The following is a 24,075-nucleotide window of genomic DNA, read 5'->3' on the forward strand; positions in this document are numbered from 1 at the left end:
TAAAAAGGGCCTGCGGCCCTTTCGCCGCAGGCCGCGAGCCGGCAGCGGGGGCGCGAGCGCCGCGACCCCGGCACGATCCGAAGGAGACGGCTCAGGCGTAGGCCTCCTGTCGCGAGGAGCGCCGGTCCCCGGCGCGCTCCGGGTCCAGCGCCGGGACGGCCGCGAGCAGCCGGCGGGTGTACGGGTCGCGCGGCCGGTCGTAGACCTCGTCGACGGGGCCCTCCTCGACGATCCGTCCGGCCCGCATCACGGCCACCCGGTCACTCACCTGCCGAACCACCGCCAGGTCGTGCGCGATGAAGACGAGCGCGATGCCGAGTTCCCGTTGGAGTTCCGCCAGCAGGGCGGTGACCTGGGCCTGGGTGGTGACGTCGAGGGCGGAGACGGGTTCGTCGCAGACGATCAGGCGGGGCCGGGGGGCCAGGGCGCGGGCGATGCCGACGCGCTGGCGTTGACCGCCGCTGAACTCGTGCGGGTAGCGGTCGTGGTGTGCGGCCTCCAACCCGACGCGCACCAGCAGTTCCGCGACCCGGGTCCGGATCGCGCCCTCGTCGCGCTCGCCGGCGGCGCGCAGCGGGTCCGCGATGGACTCGCCGATCGAGCGGCGCGGGTTGAGGGAGGACACGGGGTCCTGGAAGACCATCTGGACACCGTGCGGGATGCCGTCGCGCGGGGCGGCGCCGGCCGCCCCGCCCGTGTGCCGGACCTCTCCGGAGGTCGGTTCCAGGAGTCCGACGAGCATCCGGCCGAGGGTGCTCTTGCCGCTGCCGCTCTCCCCGACGACGCCCAGCGTCTCCCCGGCGCGCACGGCCAGCGAGACGCCGTCGACGGCGGTGACGGCGCGCCTGCCGCGGCCGAACTCCCTGCGCAGTGCGAAGGCCTCGACGACGGGGGCGGGCTCGTCGGGGGCGGGCCGCAGCCGCGAGGGGCGCGGCGCGTCCAGCCGGGGCACGGCGTCCAGGAGGTCGCGGGTGTACGGGTCGGCGGGCGCGGCCAGCACCCGGCCGACCGGCCCGCGTTCCACGGCCCGGCCGTCGCGCATGACCAGCAGTTCGTCCACGTTCTCGGCGGCGACGCCCACGTCGTGGGTGACGAGCAGCAGCCCCAGGCCCCGTTCCTCGCGCAGTCCGTGGAGCAGGTCGAGGATCTGCGCCTGGACGGTGACGTCGAGGGCGGTGGTCGGTTCGTCGGCGATCAGCAGCCTCGGTTCGCAGGCCAGGGCCATGGCGATGAGGGCGCGTTGGCGCATGCCGCCGCTGAACTCGTGCGGGCGGGCGCGGGAGCGGCGCACGGCGTCGGGGATGCCGACCCGGTCCAGCACCTCGATCGCCCGGGCCCGGGCCGCGCGCCGGGAGACGTCGGCGTGGACCCGGTACACCTCGGCGATCTGGTCGCCGATGGCGTAGTACGGGTCGAGGGAGCTCAGCGGGTCCTGGAAGACCATGGCGGCCGTGCCCCCGCGCAGGGCGCGCAGGTGGGTCGGGGAGGCGCCGGCGAGGTCGGTGCCGGCCACCCGGACGGTGCCGGTCAGCCGGGTTCCCGTTCCGTGGTGCAGGCCCAACAGGGCGGTCGCGACGGTGGACTTGCCGCTGCCGGACTCGCCGACGATGCCCAGGGCGCCGCCCGCGTCCAGGGTCAACGAGACCCCGTCCACGGCCCGTACCCACTCCCCCGGCGCGCCGACCGGGAAGTCGACCACGAGGTCGCGTACCTCCACCAGTGGTTCGCTCATGTCAGGGCCACCCTTCGGTCCGCGACGGCGTACAGCAGGTCGGCGACTGCGCCCGCGACCACGACGGCGGTGCCGATGGCCAGGGTGACGCCCACGACCACGGGCAGGTCCACCACGCGCACCCCGTCGATCAGGGTCTTGCCGAGTCCGGGGATCCCGAACAGCGACTCGGTCAGCACCGCGCCGCCGATCATCGTCCCGAAGTCCACGGCGCTGAGCGCGATCACCGGCGCGACCGCGCCGCGCAGGGCGTGCCGGGTGACGATCTTCCGTTCCCCGACGCCGTAGGCGCGGAAGGTGCGGATGTGGTCCTCGGCGAGCGTCTCCAGGGTGGCGCTGCGGGTCACCCGGGCGTACTTGGCGCTCTCGAAGAAGCCGAGGGTGACCCAGGGCAGCAGCAGGTTCCAGGCCCACTGCTCGGGGTCCTCGCCGAAGGGCACGTAGGTCGGGAAGGGCAGCCAGCGCAGGTGGGCGCAGACCACCATGAGCACCAGCAGTCCGAGGATGAAGACGGGCGTCCCGGTGCCGGCGAGGGTGAGGACGGTCAGTACCCGCTCGGTGATCCCGCCGCGCCGCAGCGCGGACAGCAGCCCGGTCCCGACGCCGATGACGAGCCAGATCACCAGCGCGCCGAGCGCCAGCGACACGGTGGCCGGGAGGCGGTCCAGCAGCAGTTCGGTGACCTGCCGGTCGTTCTGGTACGAGAACCCGAGGCAGGGCGCGTCGCAGTGCAGGATCAGCCCGGCGCCGCCGGAGTAGTCCCGGCCGGCCACCAGGCCCCGGAGGAAGCGCAGGTACTGCACGACCACGGAGTCGTTCAGCCCGAGCTGTGCGCGGACCTGGGCGATCTGCGTCGGGTCGCAGCGCTCCCCGCAGGCGAGGCGGGCGGGGTCGCCGGGTGCGACGTAGAAGAGGAGGTAGACGGCGAGGGACAGGGTGAGCAGCACGAGGAGCGCTCCGCCGGTCCGTTGGAGGACGAAGCGGGTCATGCCGTGCGCTCCTTTCGGCCGGCGCGGGTGCCGATCCGCAGCCGCGAGGCCTCGCGGGGGTCGAGGGCCGTGCGCACGGCGTCACCGAGGACGGTGAAGGCGAGGACGGTGACGAACAGCATCGCGGCGGGCAGCAGGACGTACGTCGGGTCGGCGCGGAACCAGGTCTGGGCGCCGGACAGCATCTGCCCCCAGGACGGGGTGGGCGGCTTCACGCCGACCCCGAGGAAGGACAGCGAGGCCTCGACCACCATGTTGGTCGGCACGTTGATCGCGGCGAGGGTGATCACGGGCGCGGCCAGCGAGGGCAGCAGCTCGCGGCGGGCGATCCGCAGGGTGCCGTTGCCGGAGAGTCGGGCGGCGGCGACGAAGTCCTGCTCGCGCAGGGCCAGGGTCTGGGCGCGCGTCAGCCGGGCGGTGCCGCCCCAGCCGAGCAGTCCGATGACGAGGATCAGCAGCAGGGGTCGGGGGAAGTCCGGCGGGACCACGGCGGTCAGCGCGACGCCGAGCACGAGCATGGGCAGGGCGATCATGACGTCGGTGGTCCGGCCGATCAGGGCGGCGACGACGCGGTTGCCGAGGGCGGCGGTCAGGCCGGCCGCGACGCCGACGGCGACCTGGACGACGGTCGCCCCGAGGGCGACGAGCAGCGAGATCCGGGCTCCGTGCAGGAGCCGGGTGAACAGGTCCCGGCCGGTGCCCGGTTCGACGCCGAGCCAGTGGTCGGCGGAGATGCCGCCGAGGGAACCGAGGGGGACTCCGCCGCGCGCCGAGTCGACGAGGTCGTCGTGGTAGGCGTTGGGGTCCTGGCCGACGAGTTGGGCGAGCAGGGGTGCGGCGAGGGCGAGCAGGACGAGGAGGGCCAGGACGGCGGCGGCCGCGACGGCCGAGGGCCGCTTGCGCAGCCGCCGCCAGACCTGCCGCGCGGCGCCCGCGCCCGGGGCGAGTGCCCCGGGCGCGGGCGCCGATCGGTCGGCGAGGAGCGTCACTTGACCGATACCTGCGAGATGTCGAGGACGCCGGTCCAGTCGCTGATGACGACGTTCTTGACGTCCTTGCCGACGAGCCGCTTGTAGACGGGGTGGAAGAGCGGCACGTCCAGGGCCTGCTCGCCGATCCTCCGGTCGAGGGCGCCCCAGCGCTTGCCGGCGGCCGTCAGGTCGGTCAGCTTGGCGATCTCGTCGATCTCGGTGTTCACGGCCGGGTCGTTCAGCTGCGCGTGGTTGTAGTTGGAGCCGTTGGTGACGATCTGCCGGCCGTCGAAGATCGGCGCGAGGAAGGGGGCGCCGGAGGGCCAGTCGGCGCCCCAGCGGGAAATGAAGAAGCCGGGGGTGCTCTCGGCGTCCCAGCGCTTCTCGTTGAAGGCGTTGTTCTCCAGGCCCTCCAGCTTGACGGTGATCCCGGCGGCGGCCAGCGCCTGCTGCACGGCGGTGGCCACCTCGGGGCTGGTCTGCCGGTTCTGCTGGGTGGAGTGGGTCAGCGTGATGTCGATCCCGCCGGGGAAGCCGGCCTCCTTGAGCAGTTCCCTGGCCTTGGCCGGGTCGCCGGTCTTGCCCGCGGGGAAGTGGTCGTACTTGGTGAAGCCGAAGGCCTGCTGCTCGGGGAGGAAAGTGGTCGCCGGCTCGGCGAGCGCGGAGCCGCCCGCCGCGTTGACGACGCTGGTGCGGTTGATCGCGTACGAGATGGCCTGGCGGACCTTCGGGTTGTCGAAGGGGGCCACCTTGGGGTTGAAGGCCAGGTAGTTGATGTAGCCGAAGTGGCCGGTGCCGACCCGGGCGGCGAGTTCCTCGTTGTCGCCGATCTGGGCGAGTTCGGCGGGCCCGAGGTTGGTGTCGGTGGTGACGGCGGCCGCGTCGGCGCCGGAGCTGGTGGTCAGGCGCTGGTTGATGACGGCGGCGTCGAGGCCGGAGCGGACGTCGATCCGGTCCGGGTAGGCCTTGCGCTCCTCGTCGCTCTTCTCGTCCCAGTGCGGGTTGCGGTCCAGGACGAGGTGTTCGCCGTCGTTGTCGTTCTTGACGACCTTGTACGGGCCGGAGGAGACGGGGTGCTGCTCGTACGCGGCCCCGGTGTCCTTGGCCTTGGGCACCGGCGCGAACTGGGTCTGGGTGGCGAGGAAGGGGAACTCCCCCTCGGGCTTGCGCAGCTTGAAGGTGATCGTCTTCGCGTCGGGCACGAGGATGGAGTCGAGGCCCTTGCCGCCGTCCTTGTACGGCCCCTGGTACGCCTCCCCGCCGACCAGCCAGTCCCGCAGGTAGGGGGCGCCGCCGGACAGCTCGGCGGCGAAGGACCGCTCGATGCCGTACTTGATGTCGGCGGTGGTGATCGGGGTGCCGTCCTCGTACTTCAGCCCGTCCTTGAGGGTGTACGTCCACTCGGTGGCGTCCGCGTTCGGCTTGCCGAGGTCGGTGGCCAGGTCGGGCACGACCTTGGCGCCGGCCGCGCCGTCCTCGCGGTTGCGGGTGGTGAGGGTTCGGAACACCAGTGAGGGAACGTTTCCGCCGCCGGAGGTGTAGAGCCGCGCCGGGTCGAAGTCGCTCTGCGGGTCGGCGTTGAGGACGGTGAGGGTGCCGCCCTTGGCGGGGGCGCTCCCGGTGGCGCCGGCCTTGTCGCCGGAACCGGCCCGGTCCGCCGCGTCCTTGGGCCCGCAGGCGGCGGCGCCCCCGGCCAGTACGAGGCTGACGGCGACCGCGGCCACGCGGCGCGATGTGTGGGACTGACGGAGCATGGGAGAAGGAACCTCTCGGCGTGAAGCGAAACGGGGAGGAACGCCACGCGAGGGGCAGCCGCCGAGATCTCACCGGTGGACGTCCCGGAAGCGGGAGGTCCCGGCGCGGGGGAACGCGCCGAACCGGGGTCATGTCGAAAGAAGTGGCCGCGCCTGCGGGCGGATGCACCCGGGCGCGGCGAAGAACGGTGAAGGGCGTCGCGCGCTCAGGCAGGCGTCAGCGACAGAAGATGTCGGCCACGCTGTGCGCGGCCACACCGAGGAGCGCCAGCTCTATGGCGGCGCTCGCGGCGGTGGTGTGGCGGTGCGACATGCGGAGAACAATTACCGACCATCGGACAGCTTGTCAACGTCGGAACTCAACTCCCGGGAAACACCCACGGGTTGGGCCTGCACCGGATGTTGTCGATGTCGAGCGACTTCGTCTGCTGCTGCATGATCGGCGCGAGCTCGCCCGGCGTCCCACAGTTCACGTGCCCGTGACCGAGCCGGTGTCCGACCTCGTGGTTGATGAGCATCTGCCGGTACGCGAACATCTGGTCCGCGCCGTAGGTGGGCGAGCCCTGCGCCCACCGGAAGGCGTTGATCATCACGCGCTCGGTGGAGGCGGAGTCGCAGGACACGTTGTCGACGGTGGTGTCCAGACCCGACTTCGCGCACCACACACCGGTGGTGCCCGGACTGGCCAGGGTGATCACGAAGTCCGACTCGCCGCCCGGCACCCGCTCGAAGGTCATCGCGCCGTCGTGGCCCCAGCTGCGCGGGTCGTTGAGGGTGCGGTGCACCGCCTCCGCGAAGAGCTGGGCGTCCAGCCCGAGCTTCTGCTCCACGTCCACCCGGTAGCGCACGACCTTGCCCTTGCCCGGCGCCTTGGCCACGCCCGGCACCGTGTCGAAGGTTCCCGGCCCGGCCAGCTTCGCGTCGATGGGCAGTTGCAGCGCCATCCTCTGGTCGTACGTCAGCTCCACGGGCGCCGGCGCCGGCGCGTCGGGCTTGAGGCGGTCGTCCGAGCGGGAGGCCGGCGACTGCCCGGGCACGGCGCGGCCCTGACTGTCCTCGGGGCCCGCCTGCACCTTCCTCTTGCCCGCCTCGCCCTCGGCGATCACCTGCGTGGCCACGACGACGGCCAGCACGGCGGTGACGGCCGCGGCGGCCACCCCCGTGTAGGTACGGATCTTCCTGCCGCGACCGGGGACCGGCCGCTCGGGGGTGTCGACGCCCGGCCGGGGGACGGCCTCGGGCGTCCGGGGCCCGGGGATCAGGCCCCGCGCACCGGTGGCGAGGCGGGCCTCGCCGGGATCGGCGGCGGCCGGCGACGCGGCGGCCGGTGTGAGGGTGACCCGCGGGATGCCGACGGCGGGGGTGCCGAAGGCCGGGGTGTCGCCCTCCCGCGTCGGCGCAGCGGTCCCCCGGGCCCGGGGGACCCCGGGCCGGTCCACGAACACGGAGCCGGTGTCGGTGAAGGCGCTCGCGCCCCACGCGCCGCCGGGCTCGCGCTGTTCGGGGTGCCCGGTGGGCCGCGCCCGCGCTTCCCGGGGTTCCTGCGGGACGGGGGGCGCGTAGCCCCGGTGCGTGACGGTGGGCTCGGGTACCCGACGGCCGGCCGGGCCGGCGCCGCCCTGCGGGTGCGGGACGTACGGCGGCGGTGTCCGGCGGGGCGCGGGCGCCTCGTACTCCCCGTAGGCCCTCGGCTCCCCGAAGACGCCGGGCTCCTGCGGGAGCGCGGGGTCCTCGAAGGGACCCGGGCCCCCGAAGACGCCGGGCGGATCGAACGCCTCGAAGGGCGTGGGCTCCGCGGGCGGCCCGGGCCGCTCCGGGGCGGAGTCCTTGCGACTATGTCGTCCCACGCGCCTCAGCCTCTGCCGTCTTCTTCGGTGTGTGTCGTGTCCCGCGTGTCCCGCGCCAACTCCCGGAAGGCGGCCGCGACCACCTCGGGATACTCCATCATCGCCACGTGTCCGGCCTCCGGCAGACAGACCAGCCGCGAGCCCCTGAAGGCGGCGGCGGCCTTGCGCGCCATTCGGTACGAGACCAACTGGTCCCGGCCACCGTAGACCAACAGGGTGGGCGCGAGCACGCGTTGGGCCTGACGCCACAGGCCGTGCTGCCCGCCGAGGGTGTAGGCGTCGACGATCCCGCGCGAGGAACGGGTCATCGCTTCCCAGAAGTACGGCAGGGCCATCCGGCGCGCCATCTCCTCGACGGCCGCCGCGAAACCCTCCGGTGTCACCCGAGTGGGGTCGCCGTAACAGAGGCCCGTCACCCCCCGGGTGCGCTGCTCGGCGGTCAACCCCCGGGTGAGGCGCAGCAACAGGGGCGCCATGCCCGGTACGGCCATCAGGGCGGTCGGCACCGCGGAGCGCTGCACGCGCAGTTCGGGCAGCGCGGGCGAGACGAGCGTGAGGCTGCGCACCAGGTCGGGGCGGGCGGCCGCGACCCGGGTGGAGACGGCCCCGCCGAGCGAGTTGCCGAACAGGTGCACCGGTCCGCGCCCGGCCGCGTCGAGGTGTCGGATGACACCGCGGGCGAAGCCGGTGATCGTGTAGTCCCGGTCGGCGGGCGGTGGGGACCAGCCGAAGCCGGGCAGGTCGACGGCCTCGCCGTCGACCTCGTCGGCCAGACACTCCATCAGCGCCGACCAGTTCTGCGAGGATCCGCCGAGTCCGTGCACGAACAGCGCGGGCGGCAGTCCCTCCCTGGTGGAGGGGCGGAACCGGACGTTCAGCTCCAGGCCGGGGAGCCGTTCCGTACGCAGACGCTCTCCCTGGGCCACCCGGACGTCCCCCACCTGGGAGGACGCCTCGGCGGTGGACCGCACACCCGGCAGCTCGGTCGAAGACATGGGGCAATGTTACGAGACGATCACGCTCGACCTCTTGTGTCGGCGGTCACAGGACCACCTGGCGTCGCGGTCGCGATACTCCTAGGCTCGTACTACGAACGAAGGCGAGGGGAGCGCGATGACTGTCGACCCAGCCGAACCGGACACCTTCCAAGAGCGGATCAGGGAGAACCTCGACCCGGAGACGCCCGAGGCGGATGCCGCGGAGCAGCACGTCGAACTCCAGCCCCTCGACGACGACCCGATCACGGAGGTCGACCTCGACGAGGCGACCGACGGGGACGCCGCCGAGCAGGCCCGCGTGGTCCCCCTCGACGAGGACGACTACCGCTGACCGCCGAACGGAAAGGCGCTGACCAGCGGGTCAGGGTGGTCCGTACCGCGAGAAAACTCGGCTTGAACCCACCAGATCCGGTTACCGAAAAGTACGATGGCGGCGCGGCGCAGAGCGCACTGTGTTCTTAGAGAAAGTGGGAGGCGGCGTGACAGCCATCGAGCAGACGGAGGCAGCGCGGCCCCGGGGCACGCGACTGCCGCGCCGAGCCCGGCGCAACCAGCTCCTGGGCGCGGCCCAGGAGGTCTTCGTCGCGCAGGGTTACCACGCCGCGGCGATGGACGACATCGCGGAACGCGCCGGGGTCAGCAAGCCGGTGCTCTACCAGCACTTCCCCGGCAAGCTCGACCTCTACCTGGCGCTGCTGGACCAGCACTGCGAGTCCCTGCTGTCGGCGGTCCGCACGGCGCTGGCCTCGACCACCGACAACAAGCTGCGCGTGGCCGCGACGATGGACGCGTACTTCGCGTACGTGCAGGACGAGGGCGGCGCCTTCCGCCTGGTCTTCGAGTCGGACCTGACGAACGAGCCCGCCGTGCGCGAGCGCGTCGACCGGGTGTCGCTCCAGTGCGCGGAGGCCATCTCGGAGGTCATCGCGGAGGACACCGGCCTGTCCAAGGACGAGTCGATGCTGCTGGCCGTGGGCCTGGGCGGCGTCTCGCAGGTCGTGGCCCGGTACTGGCTGTCGAGCGAGAGCCCGGTCGCCCGGGACACCGCGGTCGGCCTGCTGACCTCGCTCGCCTGGCGTGGCATCGCCGGCTTCCCGCTGCACGGCACGGAGGGCTGACCCGGCGCATCGGGGCGGTGCGGCTGTTCGCTGCCAGCGTGTCCGCCACGGGCCGATCGCGTCCCCTCTCCGGGCTAATGTGGAGCGGGTACGGCGCGGCTGATCGCGCGAACCGGATCGTCGGAGGGACAAAGCCGTGGAGGTCAAGATCGGCGTGCAGCACGCACCCCGGGAGATCGTGCTGGAGAGCGACCTGAGCGCGGAGGAGCTGGAGGGCGTCGTGGCCGCCGCCCTGTCCGGCACTGCGCCGCTGCTGAGCCTCACCGACATCAAGGGCCGCAAGGTCCTGGTGCCGTCCGACCGCCTGGCGTACGTGGACCTGGGCGAGCCGAGTGCGCGCAAGGTCGGCTTCGGAGCGCTCTGAGGCACGGAGAACTGAACCTCCCTCAAAGGAGGAAAACGGCCCGGCGGTTGATTTCGCCGGGCCGTTTCTCTTTGTTCCGCTTCGGGTAGGAGCGCAGTACTGCAACCCGAATACGCCCTGACGTACGGAAAGGGACCTCATGCTGCTGATGGAAGCGCTCGGCTCCGCTCTGTTGGGCCTCGCCCTGTCCGGGGCCGCCGTGCGCAGATTCGCGAAGCGGCTGCCGTCCCCGAGGGTGGTCCTGGTCAGCGGGGTCGTGGGAGCGCTGTTCGGCGCCTACCTCACGCACATGTCGCTGGGACCGGGCCACAACACCCTGGTGGCGACCCTGATCGGCGGGACCCTGGTGTCGGCGGTCGTGCTCTCGCTCCTGCTGCGGCCGGCCGCGGGGTCCGGTCGGACGCACCGACGCCCTCCGTTTTCGCTCCCGTCGCGGGGCTGAACCGGACCGCCGGCCGCCGCCCCCGCCCCTGCCCTGACACGCGTCGGCCCCGGCTCGGAGTGCTTCCGTGCCGGGGCCGTCGTACGCCCGCGTGGGACTCAGGCCGCGAGGCCGAGGGCCGCCATCCGCTTGGTGTGCGCCTTGGTGATCCGGGTGAACATCTCGCCCACGGCCGCCAGGTCGAATCCGGCCGCCATGCCGTCGACGCCGCCGACCAGCATGGTGGAGAGCGCGTCGCGCTCCGCGACCACGCGCTGGGCCTGCGAGAGCGCCTCGCCCATCAGCCGACGGGCCCACAGGGCGAGCCGGCCGCCGCAGCGGGGATCGGCCTCGATGGCGGCGCGCACCTTCTCGACGGCGAAGCCGCCGTGGCCCGTGTCGTCGAGCACGCCGACGACGAGGGCGCGGGTGTCGGTGTCGAGGTGGGTGGCGACCTCGCGGTAGAAGTCGCTGGCGATGGAGTCGCCGACGTACGCCTTGACCAGGCCTTCGAGCCAGTCGGACGGGGCGGTCTGGCGGTGGAAGTCGTCGACGCCCTTCGCGAAGGGCTCCATGGCCGCGGTGGGGTCGACGTCGATCGCCGCGAGCCGGTCGCGCAGCCGCTCGAAGTGGTGGAACTCGGCGGAGGCCATCTTCGCGAGCTCGGCCTTGTCGCCGAGGGTGGGCGCGAGCTTCGCGTCCTCGGCGAGGCGCTCGAAGGCGGCGAGCTCTCCGTACGCCAGCGCGCCGAGCAGGTCCTCGACGGCGGCCCGGTACTGCGGCGAGGCGGAGGCCGTCGCCCAGTCCTGGCCTGCGATTCCGAGCGCCTCGACGGGCACGCTGTCGTCGGCGGGAGATGCGTTTTCTACGGTCGACATGCTCCGCACAATAGCCCGCCCAAAGCCCGGTCAAGGCACCGCGCAAAGCCATCGACTCTCCGCTCAAACGCGACTACCAGGTGAATTCACCCGACACACCTGCGCGAATCCGGGGTACAGTGGTAATGCGCCTGCCGAATCTCGGCGGGCCGTCCGAATGAGGATGCCCGGTCGGTGGCCCGATCGGCTCCAACCCGACCGCCCTCGGTGCGGTGTGTGCGCTCATGCGTACCGCTTGCACGAGGGGCCCCCTCAGCGGCAGAAGCGCTTGAGCGAAGGCTAGTGGTCCCGCGCAGCTTTGTACGTACGTCGTAGTACTGCAAGCCCGGCACGGTACGACCCCCCTCGCCGCCTCGCGCCGCGTCTCACAGAAGAGGCAGCACCCTGACTACGTTCCGAGACCTCGGGATCTTTCCCGAGACGGCCGAGGCCCTTGAGGCCGTCGGCATCGTGTCCCCCTTCCCGATCCAGGAGATGACCCTTCCCGTCGCCCTCACCGGCACGGACGTCATCGGCCAGGCGAAGACCGGTACCGGCAAGACGCTCGGTTTCGGTCTGCCGCTGCTGGAGCGGGTCGTCGTCCCCGCGGACGTCGAGGCCGGCCGGGCGACGCCCGAGCAGCTCACCGACGCCCCGCAGGCCCTCGTGGTGGTTCCCACCCGCGAGCTGTGCACCCAGGTCACCAACGACCTCCTGACCGCGGGCAAGGTCCGCAACGTACGCGTCCTCGCCATATACGGCGGCCGCGCGTACGAGCCCCAGGTCGAGGCGCTCAAGAAGGGCGTCGACGTGATCGTCGGCACCCCGGGCCGCCTGCTTGACCTGGCCGGGCAGAAGAAGCTCGACCTCTCCCACGTCAAGGCCCTCGTCCTCGACGAGGCCGACGAGATGCTCGACCTGGGCTTCCTGCCCGACGTCGAGAGAATCATCAACTACCTGCCGCCGAAGCGTCAGACCATGCTGTTCTCGGCGACCATGCCGGGCGCGGTCATCGGACTGGCCCGCCGGTACATGACGCAGCCGACGCACATCCGCGCCACCTCCCCCGAGGGCGAGGGCGTGACCGTCGCCAACATCAAGCAGCACGTCTTCCGTGCGCACAACATGGACAAGCCGGAGCTGGTCTCCCGCATCCTCCAGGCCGAGGGCCGTGGCCTCGCCATGATCTTCTGCCGCACCAAGCGCACCGCGGCCGACATCGCCGAGCAGCTGGAGAAGCGCGGGTTCGCGTCCGGCGCCGTCCACGGCGACCTGGGCCAGGGTGCGCGCGAGCAGGCCCTGCGCGCGTTCCGCAACGGCAAGGTCGACGTGCTCGTCTGCACCGACGTCGCCGCGCGCGGCATCGACGTCGAGGGTGTGACGCACGTCATCAACTACCAGGCGCCGGAGGACGAGAAGACCTTCCTGCACCGTGTGGGCCGCACCGGCCGCGCGGGCAACAAGGGCATCGCCGTCACGCTGGTCGACTGGGACGACATCCCGCGCTGGCAGCTGATCAACAAGGCGCTGGAGCTGGACTTCCACGACCCGGTCGAGACGTACTCCACGTCCGCGCACCTGTTCGAGGAGATGAACATCCCGGCCGGGACCAAGGGCACCCTGCCGCGCGCCGAGCGCGTGCGGGCCGGCCTGAAGGCCGAGAACCTCGAAGACCTGGGCGAGACCGGCGGCCGCGGTGGCCGTGGCGGTCGCGGCGCTGCCGCCGCCGCCCCGGTGGCCGAGGAGCGTCCCGCCCGGACCCGTACGCCTCGTCAGCGTCGTCGGACCCGCGGTGGCAGCGAGCAGGCCGCCGAGGCCGTGGCCGTGGCCGCCGCGGTGAGCGCCGTGACCCCGGTCGCCGAGGCGCCCGAGGCACCGGCCGCCGAGGAGGCGCGCAGGCCGCGCCGTCGCCGGACCCGCGCGTCGGCTCCGGCCGCCGTGGTCGAGTCCGCCGCGGTGGTGGCCCCGGTCGCCGAGGCACCCGCCCCGGAGCCCGACTTCCAGATGGCCCCGCTCGTGGAGCCGCCGGTCAAGGTGCGCCGCAGCCGGCCGCGCAAGGTCGCGGCGGCCCCGGTCGCCGAGGCCGTCGCGATCGCCGCCCAGGCCGCGGCCGTCGAGGCTCCGGTGGTCGTGGCCACCGCGGTCGAGGACGCCCCGGTCAAGGTGCGCCGGACCCGCGCTCGCAAGGCGGCGGAGCCCGCTCCGGTCGCCGAGGCGGCCGCCGAGGCCGAGGAGGCGCCGGTCAAGCCGAAGCGCACGCGGACCCGCAAGGCCACCGCGGTCGCCGCGGACGCCCCGGAGGCCGTGGTCGACGCCGAGGAGGCGCCGGTCAAGCCGAAGCGCACGCGGACCCGCAAGGCCGTGGCGCAGACCCCGGAGGCCTGAGCCCCACGCCGTACGAGGACGGCCCCGACCCCCTGCGAGGGGGTCGGGGCCGTCCTCGTGTCCGGGCCTACGGGCCGGTAACCTCGGGCGCATGAGCAAGCCACCGCGCCTCACCCTGCCGCCCGCGGCCCGTGCGTACCGCCTGTCGACCGCGCGCGGCGCGTTCGCCGTGCACGAGGCGGGTGAGCCGCTGCGCGGCACCGCCCTGCTGGTTCCCGGGTACACGGGGAGCAAGGAGGACTTCATCGGACTGCTGGAGCCGTTGGCCGACGCCGGCTTCCGGGTGGTCGCGGTGGACGGGCGCGGTCAGCACGAGAGCCCCGGGCCCCGCGAGGAGTCCGCCTACGCGCTGGCGGAGCTGGCCGGGGACGTGCTGGCCCAGACGGCGGCCGTGTCCGGCGCCGACGGGGGCCCGGTCCACCTGGTGGGCCACTCGCTGGGCGGCCTGATCGCCCGCGCCGCCGTCCTGCGCGACCACTCCCCCTTCGCCTCCCTGACCCTGATGAGCAGTGGCCCGGCGGCGATCTCGCCGGCCCAGCAGGAGCGTACGAAGCTGCTGGTGGCGGCTCTGGAGTCGCTGCGCGGGGCGCCGCCCGTCGAGTGCATGTCGGTCGTGTGGGCGGCGATGCGGGCCCAGGACCCGGTGGACGCGCCGGTCGACGGCCCCGAGCTGACGGAGTTCCTGCGCAGGCGGTGGGTGGCGACCGAGCCGGAGCAGTTGATCGCCACCGGCCGGGTGCTGATCTCGGAGCCGGACCGGGTGGCCGAGCTGGCGGCGGTGCCGCTTCGCACGCTGGTGCTGTCGGGGGTCGTGGACGACGCCTGGCCGGTCCCGCTGATGGACGCCATGGCCGAGCGGCTGGGCGCGGATCGGGTGGTCGTGAAGGGCGCGGAGCACTCCCCCAACGCGGAGAATCCGCAGGTCACAGCGGGTGCGCTGGTGGACTTCTGGGACGCGGGACCACGTGGATAGTTAGCCAATGAAAAAATTTCCTTAGCGTAGGGAATGTTTGCGGCTTACACTTCGTTAACCCTGTGCAAGGAGAACACCGACGAAGGGAGAAGCCCGTGCGCTTCGAGATTCTGCGCCTGGACGACGTCGACGGAGCCGCCGTGGACAGCACCGTCGTGGACGCGGCCTCCGTCAACCGGATCGTGCAGCAGGCCGCGTCAGTCGGCCAGCGCATTCTGATCCGACCGGCCGAGACGGCGTCCTCCTGACACCTCTGACGCGCGCCGCGTGAGCGCCGCCGCGTTTGGACACCGATGCCCCGCACCGATCCGGTGCGGGGCATTCGCATGTGTGTCGCCGGGCGGCGCCGGCGATCAGGAGGAGTGCACGACCTGGAGGACGCCGTTGATGATCTGCTGGACCGCGATGGCGGAGAGCATCATGCCGGCGAGCCGCGTCACCAGGACGACGCCACCGTCCTTGATGACCCGGATGATCACCAGCGAGTAGCGCATGGTGATCCACAGGACGACGTGCATGGCGACGATCGCCGTCCAGACGGAGACCTGACCGCTGAGGCCGTCGGCCTTCTGCACGGCGAGGATGACCGAGACGATCGCGCCGGGCCCGGCCAGCAGCGGCATGCCGAGCGGGACGAGGGCGACGTTCACGTCCTTGGTCTGCTTCGGCTCGTCGGTCTTGCCGGTGAGCAGGTCGAGTGCGATGAGCAGGAGCAGCAGACCGCCGGCGATCATCAGCGCCGGGACGGACACGTGCAGGTAGTCCAGGATCTGCTGACCGCAGAGACCGAAGACGGCGATGACGCCGAAGGCCACGCAGACGGCCTGCCAGGCCATGCGGCGCTGGACCTTGGCGGGGCGCCCTGAGGTCAGGGCGAGGAAGATCGGCGTGATCCCCGGGGGGTCCATAATCACAAAAAGGGTGAGAAAAAGGGATCCGAAGACGGCGAAATCAAACACAGTGATGCCTTGCAGGAGAGAGGGGCGAAGCAAAGAGAGGGCGGGGCGGGCGAGGAGCCGGTCCTCGTTACGCGACCCGTCCGCCGGCGCCGGGCACGGGGAACGCCCCGGTGGAACGGCGCGTGATCTCGCCGTAGATCTCGGGGTCGGTGGTGTACTCGCCGAGGCGACAGGACTTGCGGGTGCCGTGGTAGTCGCTGGACCCGGTGGTCAGCAGGCCCAGGTCCGCGGCCAGTGCGCGCAGTCGGGCGCGGGTGTCCGTGTCGTGGTCCATGTGGTCCACCTCGATGCCGTCCAGCCCGGCGGCCGCCAGGGCCGCGATCGCGGCCTCGGGGACGACCTGCCCGCGCTTGACCGCGGCCGGGTGCGCGAAGACGGTGACCCCGCCGGCCGCCTTCACGAGGCGGACGGCGTCGAAGGGGTCGAGCTCGTGCTTGCGGGCGTGGGCACGGCCGCCGTCGGCGAGCCAGTCCGCGGTGAACGCGTCGGACACGGTCGCGACGACGCCCAGGTCCACCATGGCGGTGGCGATGTGCGGGCGGCCCACGGAGCCGTCGCCGGCGATGCGGGCGACCTGCTCCCAGGTGATGTCCACGCCGAGGTCCCGCAGCTTGCCGACCATGGCCTGCGCGCGGGGCGTGCGGTCGTCGCGGACCAGCTCCCGCTCACGGGCGAACCCGGGTTCCTCGGGATCGAAGAGGTACGCAAGCATGTGCATGCCGACGCCGTCGAGACGGCAGCTGAGTTCGGCCCCGGTGACGAGCGTGAGGCCGGCCGGCACGTGGGCGATGGCCTCGGCGTATCCCCCGACGGTGTCGTGGTCGGTCAGCGCGACCACGTCGAGCCCGGCGGCGGCCGCGTTGCGGACCAGTTCGGCGGGGGTGTCGGTGCCGTCGGATGCCGTGGAGTGGGCGTGCAGGTCGATGCGCACAGCCGTGCTCCATGGTTCTCGTACGGACGGGGGGACACTCCAGAATACCCAGCCCCGCGGGCCCCACGGCCCCACCGCACGGCGGGAGCGCTCAGGACGGGCCGAGGATCCGGGGGCTCAGGGCGCCACAGGGAAGGAGTTCGACCTCGGCGCCCGCGTCGCGCAGATCCGTCAGGACCAGCTCGTCGTACATCAGCAGCCCCGACTGTTCGGGCCAGACGACCGCCCACAGCCACAACCCCCGCGCCTCGCCGGCGAAGACGGCCCGGTCGTCCGGGGCGCCGGCGACGTGCCACAGGGGTGTGGGCCGGCCGGCGGCCACGACCTTGGCGTGCGGCGGGCCGGAGACGTCCATGTACGCGCCCGGGTCGGGGCCGTCGACCCCCGCGTACCGCGCGCCGAGTCCGACGCCCAGCTCCTCGGCGATCAGCAGCAGCTCGCCGATGCCGCCCAGGGGCCCGGGGCCCGAGCAGGCCACGGCGGTGGCCCGGCCCCCGCTGCGGTCGTCACCGGCGGCCGCGACCCCGGTGAACAGCCACCCGACCGGCAGCGGCCACGGCATCCAGACGGGCACCTGCGCCCGGTGGACGACCACGCCCAGGCCCTCGACGCTCGGGGGGATGACGGGCTGCAGGGGATGGACGGCGCCGTGTGCCGCGCACTGCCAGGAGTCGGCGAAAAGACCGGGTGCGCGGACCCGGCCACCGCACTTCGGGCAACTCGGTTCGCCCCTCATAGGAAGCACGCTCCTCCCCGCCCGGCGCCCCGTCAAGACGCGATCACCCGTCCGGATTCCATCCGTACCCGCAACCGGCGGCGCTCAGTCCAGTGCGACGGCGCTACGCAGAGGGTCCCGCAGATCCGTGCCGCGCGCGAGCCAGCGCTCCTGGAGCGCGGCGGCGCCGTGCACCCGCTTCCAGGCGGCCTCGTTCGCCGTCATGGGGAGCAGGGGGAGGAAGTGGACGGGGTCCATGGGCTCGTCCAGTTCCAGGTCGGACACCAGCCCGCCCGGCTCCGCGACCAGTACCGAGGTGAACGGCGCCCCCTCCCAGAGCGGCTCGCCCACGTCCAGCGAGGCTCCGGGAGCCACGATCAGGCCCTCGACGACGGGGGACGCGCCGAGCACGGCGAGCGGCCGGAGCAGCCGGTCGGTGGGCGCGAGGCCCCCTCGGACGGTCAGCACCAGCTCGGCGCGCGGACCGCGGACCGGGTCGGCGACCACGGCGGTGGGGTCGGTCATCGGGTGGGCGGACATGCCGAGGGTCGCGTACCGCAGGAGGTCGCCCTCGGCGAAGCGGAGTACCTCGATGCGATCGGTGCCCAGGAAGGTGACGGCGGCGCGGGCGTCGGGTTCACCGAACGCGGTCCGCAGCCGGGCCTCAACAAGAGCCAGAATTTCTGCCATGGAGCGAGCATAGAACTCGTATCCCCCGGGTAAAGGGCGGGTCTTGACCATCCGTCGGCTGATAGTGTTGACAGCTGGTTCGGCCCGCATGCAGAAGCATTGTTTCAAGGGCCGGACGACAGGACGTCCCCCACGGGGGACCGGCCGGAGGAGGTGGGGCTGCAATGGATCGAAGTCGATCGTGCAGTACCAATCGCTCTTCCACTTTCAGGCCGGGCGCCTCCCGCCCCCTGTGATCTTCCGATCAGTAGAAGAGCGACGGCAGAACTCAGTCCTCTCCGTCCTCCTCCTTCCGCCTGCCGGGGCCTGCCCGCCCGCTCGCAGTCGCGGAGGGTCTCCCACCCGTACGGTCCGCAGCCGTGCGCGCGAAGGAGCCTGCCATGTCGATGCTGCCCTACCTCCGTGCCGCCGTCCGCCCGGCCCTGCGCCGGTCCACCTCCGCGCAGCCCGGCTACGACACCACCCGTGACCCGTCCGCGAGCAGCGCGGTGGTCGACTGCGCCGTGTACCGCGACGGCCGGCGCGCCCCCGGACCCGGTTGCCTGACGCCCCGTGAGGCGATCCGTCGGGTCCGCGAGGGCGGCGGGTTCGTCTGGATCGGTCTGCACGAGCCGACCGAGTCCGAGTTCGCCGGGATCGCCGCCACCTTCGGACTGCACCCGCTCGCCGTGGAGGACGCGGTGCACGCGCACCAGCGGCCGAAGCTGGAGCGCTACGACGACACCCTCTTCACCGTCTTCAAGACGATCCACTACGTCGACCACGCCCAACTGACCTCGACCAGCGAGGTGGTGGAGACGGGCGAGGTGATGTGCTTCACCGGCCCCGACTTCGTCATCACCGTCCGACACGGCGGCCAGGGCTCCCTCAAGGGCCTGCGGCACCGCCTCCAGGACGACCCGGAACTGCTCGCCCGGGGGCCTTCGGCCGTGCTGCACTCCCTCGCCGACCACGTCGTCGACGGGTACATCGCGGTCGCGGCGGCCGTCCAGGACGACATCGACGAGGTGGAGAGCGAGGTCTTCGCCGCGCCCGCCAAGGGCGCCGCGCGCGGGGGCGACGCGGGCCGCATCTACCAGCTCAAGCGCGAGGTGCTGGAGTTCAAGCGGGCGGTCGCCCCGCTGCTGCGCCCCATGGAGCTGCTGAGCGAGCGCCCGATGCGGCTCGTGGACCCCGACATCCAGAAGTACTTCCGCGACGTCGCCGACCACCTGGCGCGGGTGCACGAGCAGGTCGTGGGCTTCGACGAGCTGCTGAACTCGATCCTCCAGGCCAATCTCGCGCAGGCGACCGTCGCCCAGAACGAGGACATGCGCAAGATCACCTCCTGGGCGGCGATCATCGCCGTGCCCACGATGATCTGCGGGGTGTACGGGATGAACTTCGCGCACATGCCCGAGCTCCAGTGGAAGTACGGCTACCCGATGGTGATGGTCACCATCGTCGGGACCTGCCTCACCATCCACCGGGCCCTCAGACGCCACGGCTGGCTGTAGGAGTTGTCCTGTCGATCGGGCCCGGATCCGACGAGCCCGGCCCGACCGACAGGACACCTCCCCGCGAACCGACCGCGGCCGGCTACGCTGTGCCCATGACTCTCAGCGCGCTCGATCTGGCCCTCGTCGAGGAGGCCGGCAAGAAGTCCGGACTGATCTGGGTCCGCGGCTCCGGGGCCGACCGTGCCCTGTGGCACGCCTGGGTGGACGGCGCCGCGCACGTACTGGGCGACGGGCCCGGGGAGCAGCCGTTCCCGGGGCTCGCGGACGGCTCGACGGCCGAGGTGACCGTGCGCAGCAAGGACAAGGGCGGCCGGCTGGTCGCGTGGACGGCGACCGTGCGCGAACTGCCGCCGCGCGGCGAGGAGTGGCAGGCGGCGGTGGCCGAGCTCAAGGGCAAGCGGTTGAACGCCCCCGACTCCGAGCTGATGACGGAGCGGTGGGCGCGGGAGTGCCGGCTGCTGCGGCTGGAGCCCGAGGCCGTACGGGACGCGCTGCCGGGCGGATCGCTGGCCGCGGCCCCGCTGCCCTCCCCGGCGACGACCCGTCGGGCCATCCCGGCGGGGCTGCCGAAGCTGCTGCTCAAGCGGCGCAGGGCCGCGCGCTGACCCCGGGGTCGCGACGGGTCAGCCGCCGGGGTTCGAGCCCTGGCCCGCGCTGCCGCTCGGGGTCGGCTTGACGCCGCCCTGGGACCTGGTCGTCGGCAACTGGGACCCGTAGTCCACCGTCTGGTCCTTCGCCGGGGGATCCAGCGGGAAGGTCCCGCCCCAGTCCGCGAGTTCCACCCGACCGGCGCCGCCCGCGCGCTCCATGAGCAGCGGGTAGGGGGTGCCGTCGAGGGACACCGAGAGGCGGCCGCCCTTGCCCCCGTCGGCCAGGAGCGGGACCACGCGGGTCTGCCCGACCTTGCTGTACGGGCTCTTGGTGAGCTTGCCGTCGAGGCCGAGCAGCCCGTCGAGCAGGACGCCCATGTCCGTGAAGCCGCGGAACTGCTTGTAGGCGGGGTCGCTCTCGGGCACCTTCACGAACTTGTCGCCGAGCTTGCCGGCGGAGTCGGACTCGCCCCAGAAGGCGGCGCTGGCCTTGAGGTAGAGCTGCTCCCCGACGCGCAGCAGCTGGAAGGTGTCCTCCTGGGACTTCACCTCGCCGGTGCCGCCGTCGGACTTCAGGCGCATGTCGAGGGTGAAGGACTTGCCGCCGCTGACCAGGGTGCCGGACAGGTGCACCGAGGAGGCCGCGGTCGCCGCCGTCCGCGCCTGCGCCTCGATCTTGTCGGCGGGGAGCTTGCCGACCCCGTTGGTCCCCTTGTCGGGATCCTCGCCGCTGCCGCCGGCGCAGCCCGTTGCGGAGACGGCGAGGCCCGCGCACAGGACGCCGGCGACGGCGGCCCGGCGCAGCCGTGCGACAGGGAGGTTGGCGGTCACGGGCGGGTGCCTCTCGGTGGTTCCTCTGGGGGCGACAGGCAGCGTACCCGCCCGTGACACGCGGCCCGCGCCCGCGTCCTGAGAGGGTGTACGGGCCCCGCGGAGCCGCCCGCGAACCGGCTCGGACAGCTGCGCGACCCCCCGCCGGACGGCCCCACCAGGACGCTTTCCGGCGGCACGGGCTAGCCTGAGGCACGGCACGACTCTTGATCGACGGTTGGTTCACCCTAGGAGGCGCTCGGATGGCTGCAGGCGCCCCGCGGATCTTCGTCTCGCATCTGTCGGGTGTGCCCGTCTTCGATCCCAACGGCGACCAGGTGGGCCGCGTCCGCGACATCGTCGCCATGCTGCGCGTCGGCGGACGCCCGCCGCGCCTGCTGGGCCTGGTGGTCGAGGTCGTCAGCCGGCGCCGGATCTTCCTGCCGATGACCCGGGTGACGGGTGTGGAGTCCGGACAGGTCATCACCACCGGCGTCATCAACATGCGGCGCTTCGAGCAGCGGCCCACCGAGCGGCTGGTGCTCGGCGAGCTGCTGGACCGCCGGGTGACGCTGGTCGCCAGCGGCGAGGAGGTCACCGTCCTGGACGTGGCCATCCAGCAGCTGCCGGCCCGCCGGGACTGGGAGATCGACCGGATCTTCGTGCGCAAGGGCAAGGCGGGCGCGCTGCGCCGGCGCGGCGAGACCCTCACGGTGGAGTGGTCCGCGGTGACCGGGTTCTCGCTGGAGGAGCACGGGCAGGGCGCCGAGAGCCTCGTGGCGACCTTCGAGCAGATGCGACCGGCCGACCTCGCGAACGTACTGCACCACCTGACGCCGAAGCGCCGCGCCGAGGTCGCCAGCGCCCTCGACGACGACCGGCTCGCGGACGTCATGGAGGAGCTGCCCGAGGACGACCAGGTGGAGATCCTCGGCAAGCTGAAGGAGGAGCGCGCGGCCGACGTCCTGGAGGCGATGGACCCGGACGACGCGGCCGACCTGCTCTCCGAGCTTCCGGAGGACGACCAGGAGCGGCTGCTGACGCTGATGCAGCCGGACGACGCGGCCGATGTGCGCCGCCTGCTGTCCTACGAGGAGAACACCGCCGGCGGTCTGATGACCACCGAGCCGATCGTGCTGCGGCCGGACGCCACGGTCGCGGACGCGCTGGCCCGGGTACGGCAGGCGGACCTGTCGCCGGCGCTGGCCGCGCAGGTGTACGTGTGCCGGCCGCCGGACGAGACGCCCACGGGCAAGTACCTGGGCACGGTGCACTTCCAGCGGCTGCTGCGGGACCCGCCGTTCACCCTGGTCAGCTCGATCGTGGACACGGACCTGCCGCCGCTGCGGCCGGACTCCTCGCTGCCCGCCGTGACCACGCACCTGGCCGCCTACAACATGGTCGCGGTGCCGGTGGTCGACGAGAGCGGGTCGCTGCTGGGCGCGGTGACCGTCGACGACGTGCTGGACCACCTGCTGCCGGACGACTGGCGGGAGACGGACTTCCATTCCGGGGAGGTCGTGAATGGCCACTGACAGGGGGCGCGGCGATCGGGGCCGCGGCACGGGCACCCCGCGCGGCGAGGCCGCGCGCAAGCAGCGCCGGGAGCGGCGCGACCATGCCCGCGAGGGCCTGTCGGACCGGCTGGAGGAGGCGGCGGAGCGACTGCGGGCCGAGCGACCGGAACGTTCCTCCGACCGGTCCAAGGGGAGCGCCCCGTCCGGGGCGAGCGCGCTGACGCGTTCGCGCGTCCGGCTGGACCAGCCGCGTGCGGCGCGCCGCCGACTGTTGCCCGAGTACGACCCGGAGGCCTTCGGACGGCTCTCGGAGAAGGTGGCGCGGTTCCTCGGCACGGGCCGGTTCATCGTCTGGATGACGATCGTCATCATCGCCTGGGTGCTGTGGAACATCTTCGCGCCCGTGCACCTGCGGTGGGACGAGTACCCGTTCATCTTCCTGACGCTGATGCTGTCGCTCCAGGCCTCGTACGCGGCCCCGCTGATCCTGCTCGCCCAGAACCGGCAGGACGACCGGGACCGGGTCAACCTGGAGCAGGACCGCAAGCAGAACGAGCGGTCCATCGCCGACACCGAGTACCTGACGCGGGAGATCGCCTCGCTGCGCATGGGGCTCGGCGAGGTCGCCACGCGCGACTGGATCAGGTCGGAGTTCCAGGATCTGATCAAGGAGATGGACGAGCGGCGGCTGTTGGCCCCCGAACGTGACGAAGGCGACCGCTGACGGGCTTACCGACGGCGTGCCGGCGAGCCGTACCATCGGGTCATGGCTACCGACACAAGCTCCGCCGACGCCGCCGTGCCCGAGCAGGACGCGATCCTGGACGCGCTGGCGACGGTGAACGACCCCGAGATCCACCGGCCGATCACCGAACTCGGCATGGTCAAATCGGTGGAGATCGGCGACGGCGGCGCGGTCGCCGTCACCGTCTACCTGACGGTGTCGGGCTGCCCCATGCGCGAGACCATCACCAAGAACGTCACCGAGGCCGTCGAGGGCGTCCCGGGTGTCACCTCCGTGGCCGTCACCCTCGACGTGATGAGCGACGAGCAGCGCAAGGACCTGGCGAACACCCTGCGCGGCGGCACCGCCGAGCGCGAGGTGCCCTTCGCCAAGCCGGGCTCGCTGACCCGTGTGTACGCGGTCGCGTCCGGCAAGGGCGGCGTCGGCAAGTCCTCGGTGACGGTGAACCTCGCCGCGGCGATGGCGGCGGACGGCCTGAAGGTCGGCGTGGTCGACGCGGACATCTACGGTCACAGCGTGCCGCGCATGCTCGGCGTGGAGGGGCGTCCCACCCAGGTCGAGAACATGATCATGCCGCCGTCCGCGCACGGCGTGAAGGTCATCTCCATCGGCATGTTCACCCCGGGCAACGCCCCGGTGGTCTGGCGCGGTCCGATGCTGCACCGCGCGCTCCAGCAGTTCCTGGCGGACGTGTTCTGGGGCGACCTGGACGTCCTGCTGCTCGACCTGCCGCCGGGCACCGGCGACATCGCGATCTCGGTGGCCCAGCTGGTGCCGAACGCCGAGATCCTCGTCGTGACCACCCCGCAGCAGGCCGCCGCCGAGGTGGCCGAGCGGGCAGGTTCGATCGCCGTGCAGACCCACCAGAAGATCGTCGGCGTCGTCGAGAACATGTCGGGCCTGCCGTGCCCGCACTGCGACGAGATGGTGGACGTCTTCGGCTCGGGCGGTGGGCAGAAGGTCGCCGACGGGCTGACGAAGACGGTCGGCGCCTCGGTGCCCGTGCTGGGCTCGATCCCGATCGACGTGCGGCTGCGCGAGGGCGGCGACGACGGCACGCCCGTCGTCCTGTCCGACCCCGACTCCCCCGCCGGCGCGGCCCTGCGCGCGATCGCGGGCAAGCTCGGCGGGCGGGCCCGCGGCCTCTCGGGCATGTCCCTGGGGATCACCCCGCGCAACAAGTTCTAGGGTTGCGGGAACGCGACGGGTC

Annotated in this window: 25 protein-coding genes; 12 read left to right on the top strand and 13 right to left on the bottom strand. The window is 72.6% G+C overall.

What is annotated here, in order from left to right; translation table 11 throughout:
- Nucleotides 1-91: 91 nt before the first annotated feature.
- The 7 genes from ACIRO3_RS02535 to ACIRO3_RS02565 all read right to left on the bottom strand — a co-directional run bounded on the left by ACIRO3_RS02535 (nucleotide 92) and on the right by ACIRO3_RS02565 (nucleotide 8,288).
- Nucleotides 92-1,732, bottom strand: coding sequence for a dipeptide ABC transporter ATP-binding protein (locus ACIRO3_RS02535; RefSeq protein ID WP_404131691.1), 1,641 nt, complete (start codon nucleotides 1,730-1,732; stop codon nucleotides 92-94).
- On the bottom strand, nucleotides 1,729-2,721 hold the full coding sequence (locus ACIRO3_RS02540) for an ABC transporter permease (protein ID WP_404131693.1): 993 nt from the start codon (nucleotides 2,719-2,721) through the stop codon (nucleotides 1,729-1,731). Before ACIRO3_RS02540 ends, ACIRO3_RS02535 begins: the two co-directional genes overlap by 4 nt.
- Nucleotides 2,718-3,710: an ABC transporter permease gene (locus tag ACIRO3_RS02545; protein ID WP_404131695.1), complete on the bottom strand. Its 993-nt coding sequence runs from the start codon at nucleotides 3,708-3,710 to the stop codon at nucleotides 2,718-2,720. Before ACIRO3_RS02545 ends, ACIRO3_RS02540 begins: the two co-directional genes overlap by 4 nt.
- Nucleotides 3,707-5,446, bottom strand: a complete 1,740-nt coding sequence (locus tag ACIRO3_RS02550; RefSeq protein ID WP_404131697.1) for an ABC transporter substrate-binding protein — start codon at nucleotides 5,444-5,446, stop codon at nucleotides 3,707-3,709. Before ACIRO3_RS02550 ends, ACIRO3_RS02545 begins: the two co-directional genes overlap by 4 nt.
- A 217-nt stretch (nucleotides 5,447-5,663) precedes the next feature.
- Nucleotides 5,664-5,759 carry an Ms4533A family Cys-rich leader peptide gene (locus tag ACIRO3_RS02555; RefSeq protein ID WP_323178900.1) on the bottom strand — a complete coding sequence of 32 codons (96 nt, stop codon included), beginning with the start codon at nucleotides 5,757-5,759 and terminating at the stop codon, nucleotides 5,664-5,666.
- 46 nt (nucleotides 5,760-5,805) lie between these two features.
- Entirely contained in the window at nucleotides 5,806-7,293 is a 1,488-nt protein-coding gene (locus ACIRO3_RS02560; RefSeq protein ID WP_404131699.1) for a DUF3152 domain-containing protein, read from the bottom strand.
- A 5-nt stretch (nucleotides 7,294-7,298) separates the two neighbouring features.
- Nucleotides 7,299-8,288 carry an alpha/beta fold hydrolase gene (locus ACIRO3_RS02565; RefSeq protein ID WP_404131701.1) on the bottom strand — a complete coding sequence of 330 codons (990 nt, stop codon included), beginning with the start codon at nucleotides 8,286-8,288 and terminating at the stop codon, nucleotides 7,299-7,301.
- A gap of 118 nt (nucleotides 8,289-8,406) precedes the next feature.
- On the opposite strand from ACIRO3_RS02565, the gene ACIRO3_RS02570 reads away from it, so the two are divergent.
- The 4 genes from ACIRO3_RS02570 to ACIRO3_RS02585 all read left to right on the top strand — a co-directional run bounded on the left by ACIRO3_RS02570 (nucleotide 8,407) and on the right by ACIRO3_RS02585 (nucleotide 10,215).
- Nucleotides 8,407-8,622: a hypothetical protein gene (locus ACIRO3_RS02570; RefSeq protein ID WP_361772136.1), complete on the top strand. Its 216-nt coding sequence runs from the start codon at nucleotides 8,407-8,409 to the stop codon at nucleotides 8,620-8,622.
- 148 nt (nucleotides 8,623-8,770) lie between these two features.
- Nucleotides 8,771-9,409: a TetR/AcrR family transcriptional regulator gene (locus tag ACIRO3_RS02575; RefSeq protein ID WP_053680443.1), complete on the top strand. Its 639-nt coding sequence runs from the start codon at nucleotides 8,771-8,773 to the stop codon at nucleotides 9,407-9,409.
- Between the two features lie 136 nt (nucleotides 9,410-9,545).
- Nucleotides 9,546-9,773, top strand: a complete 228-nt coding sequence (locus tag ACIRO3_RS02580; protein WP_053680445.1) for a DUF3107 domain-containing protein — start codon at nucleotides 9,546-9,548, stop codon at nucleotides 9,771-9,773.
- Nucleotides 9,774-9,912: 139 nt separating this feature from the next.
- On the top strand, nucleotides 9,913-10,215 hold the full coding sequence (locus ACIRO3_RS02585; RefSeq protein ID WP_361772134.1) for a hypothetical protein: 303 nt from the start codon (nucleotides 9,913-9,915) through the stop codon (nucleotides 10,213-10,215).
- Between the two features lie 98 nt (nucleotides 10,216-10,313).
- On the opposite strand, the gene ACIRO3_RS02590 is transcribed toward ACIRO3_RS02585, so the two are convergent.
- Nucleotides 10,314-11,072 (bottom strand): ferritin-like fold-containing protein, encoded by a 759-nt coding sequence (locus ACIRO3_RS02590; RefSeq protein WP_361772132.1) that lies wholly within the window; start codon nucleotides 11,070-11,072, stop codon nucleotides 10,314-10,316.
- Nucleotides 11,073-11,522: 450 nt separating this feature from the next.
- Here ACIRO3_RS02590 and ACIRO3_RS02595 point away from each other — a divergent pair, with 450 nt between their 5' ends.
- The 3 genes from ACIRO3_RS02595 (at nucleotide 11,523) to ACIRO3_RS02605 (ending at nucleotide 14,657) form a co-directional block, all read left to right on the top strand.
- Nucleotides 11,523-13,436, top strand: coding sequence for a DEAD/DEAH box helicase (locus tag ACIRO3_RS02595; RefSeq protein WP_404131704.1), 1,914 nt, complete (start codon nucleotides 11,523-11,525; stop codon nucleotides 13,434-13,436).
- A gap of 91 nt (nucleotides 13,437-13,527) precedes the next feature.
- Nucleotides 13,528-14,409, top strand: a complete 882-nt coding sequence (locus tag ACIRO3_RS02600; RefSeq protein WP_404131706.1) for an alpha/beta fold hydrolase — start codon at nucleotides 13,528-13,530, stop codon at nucleotides 14,407-14,409.
- Nucleotides 14,410-14,504: 95 nt separating this feature from the next.
- Nucleotides 14,505-14,657, top strand: a complete 153-nt coding sequence (locus ACIRO3_RS02605) for a hypothetical protein (RefSeq protein WP_361772128.1) — start codon at nucleotides 14,505-14,507, stop codon at nucleotides 14,655-14,657.
- A gap of 105 nt (nucleotides 14,658-14,762) precedes the next feature.
- Here ACIRO3_RS02605 and ACIRO3_RS02610 read toward each other — a convergent pair whose 3' ends face one another.
- The 4 genes from ACIRO3_RS02610 to ACIRO3_RS02625 all read right to left on the bottom strand — a co-directional run bounded on the left by ACIRO3_RS02610 (nucleotide 14,763) and on the right by ACIRO3_RS02625 (nucleotide 17,704).
- On the bottom strand, nucleotides 14,763-15,368 hold the full coding sequence (locus tag ACIRO3_RS02610) for a MarC family protein (RefSeq protein WP_404131708.1): 606 nt from the start codon (nucleotides 15,366-15,368) through the stop codon (nucleotides 14,763-14,765).
- Nucleotides 15,369-15,435: 67 nt separating this feature from the next.
- Complete coding sequence (locus tag ACIRO3_RS02615; RefSeq protein WP_366147268.1) at nucleotides 15,436-16,299, bottom strand: PHP domain-containing protein; 864 nt, start codon at nucleotides 16,297-16,299, stop codon at nucleotides 15,436-15,438.
- A 91-nt stretch (nucleotides 16,300-16,390) separates the two neighbouring features.
- Nucleotides 16,391-17,035: a DUF6758 family protein gene (locus ACIRO3_RS02620; protein WP_361772122.1), complete on the bottom strand. Its 645-nt coding sequence runs from the start codon at nucleotides 17,033-17,035 to the stop codon at nucleotides 16,391-16,393.
- An 84-nt stretch (nucleotides 17,036-17,119) separates the two neighbouring features.
- Nucleotides 17,120-17,704, bottom strand: a complete 585-nt coding sequence (locus tag ACIRO3_RS02625; RefSeq protein ID WP_366147269.1) for a suppressor of fused domain protein — start codon at nucleotides 17,702-17,704, stop codon at nucleotides 17,120-17,122.
- Nucleotides 17,705-18,084: 380 nt separating this feature from the next.
- Between ACIRO3_RS02625 and ACIRO3_RS02630 the strand changes: the two genes are divergently transcribed.
- Both ACIRO3_RS02630 and ACIRO3_RS02635 read left to right on the top strand, forming a co-directional pair.
- A complete protein-coding gene (locus tag ACIRO3_RS02630) occupies nucleotides 18,085-19,200 on the top strand; it encodes a magnesium and cobalt transport protein CorA (RefSeq protein WP_361772118.1) in 1,116 nt (371 codons plus the stop codon).
- A gap of 95 nt (nucleotides 19,201-19,295) precedes the next feature.
- Nucleotides 19,296-19,808 (top strand): hypothetical protein, encoded by a 513-nt coding sequence (locus tag ACIRO3_RS02635; protein ID WP_361772116.1) that lies wholly within the window; start codon nucleotides 19,296-19,298, stop codon nucleotides 19,806-19,808.
- 18 nt (nucleotides 19,809-19,826) lie between these two features.
- On the opposite strand, the gene ACIRO3_RS02640 is transcribed toward ACIRO3_RS02635, so the two are convergent.
- Nucleotides 19,827-20,624 carry a hypothetical protein gene (locus ACIRO3_RS02640; protein WP_365998111.1) on the bottom strand — a complete coding sequence of 266 codons (798 nt, stop codon included), beginning with the start codon at nucleotides 20,622-20,624 and terminating at the stop codon, nucleotides 19,827-19,829.
- Nucleotides 20,625-20,866: 242 nt separating this feature from the next.
- Here ACIRO3_RS02640 and ACIRO3_RS02645 point away from each other — a divergent pair, with 242 nt between their 5' ends.
- From ACIRO3_RS02645 to ACIRO3_RS02655, 3 genes are read left to right on the top strand one after another with little or no spacing between them, the layout of a single operon-like run.
- Nucleotides 20,867-22,138, top strand: a complete 1,272-nt coding sequence (locus ACIRO3_RS02645) for a magnesium transporter MgtE N-terminal domain-containing protein (RefSeq protein WP_361772112.1) — start codon at nucleotides 20,867-20,869, stop codon at nucleotides 22,136-22,138.
- Nucleotides 22,128-22,844 carry a DUF1003 domain-containing protein gene (locus ACIRO3_RS02650; protein WP_361772110.1) on the top strand — a complete coding sequence of 239 codons (717 nt, stop codon included), beginning with the start codon at nucleotides 22,128-22,130 and terminating at the stop codon, nucleotides 22,842-22,844. The genes ACIRO3_RS02645 and ACIRO3_RS02650 overlap by 11 nt, the downstream gene beginning before the upstream one ends.
- A 42-nt stretch (nucleotides 22,845-22,886) precedes the next feature.
- A complete protein-coding gene (locus ACIRO3_RS02655) occupies nucleotides 22,887-24,053 on the top strand; it encodes an Mrp/NBP35 family ATP-binding protein (protein ID WP_365998110.1) in 1,167 nt (388 codons plus the stop codon).
- The last annotated feature ends 22 nt before the right edge of the window (nucleotides 24,054-24,075 follow it).

Source organism: Streptomyces sp. NPDC102278 (genome assembly GCF_044766345.1).
GTDB lineage: Bacteria > Actinomycetota > Actinomycetes > Streptomycetales > Streptomycetaceae > Streptomyces.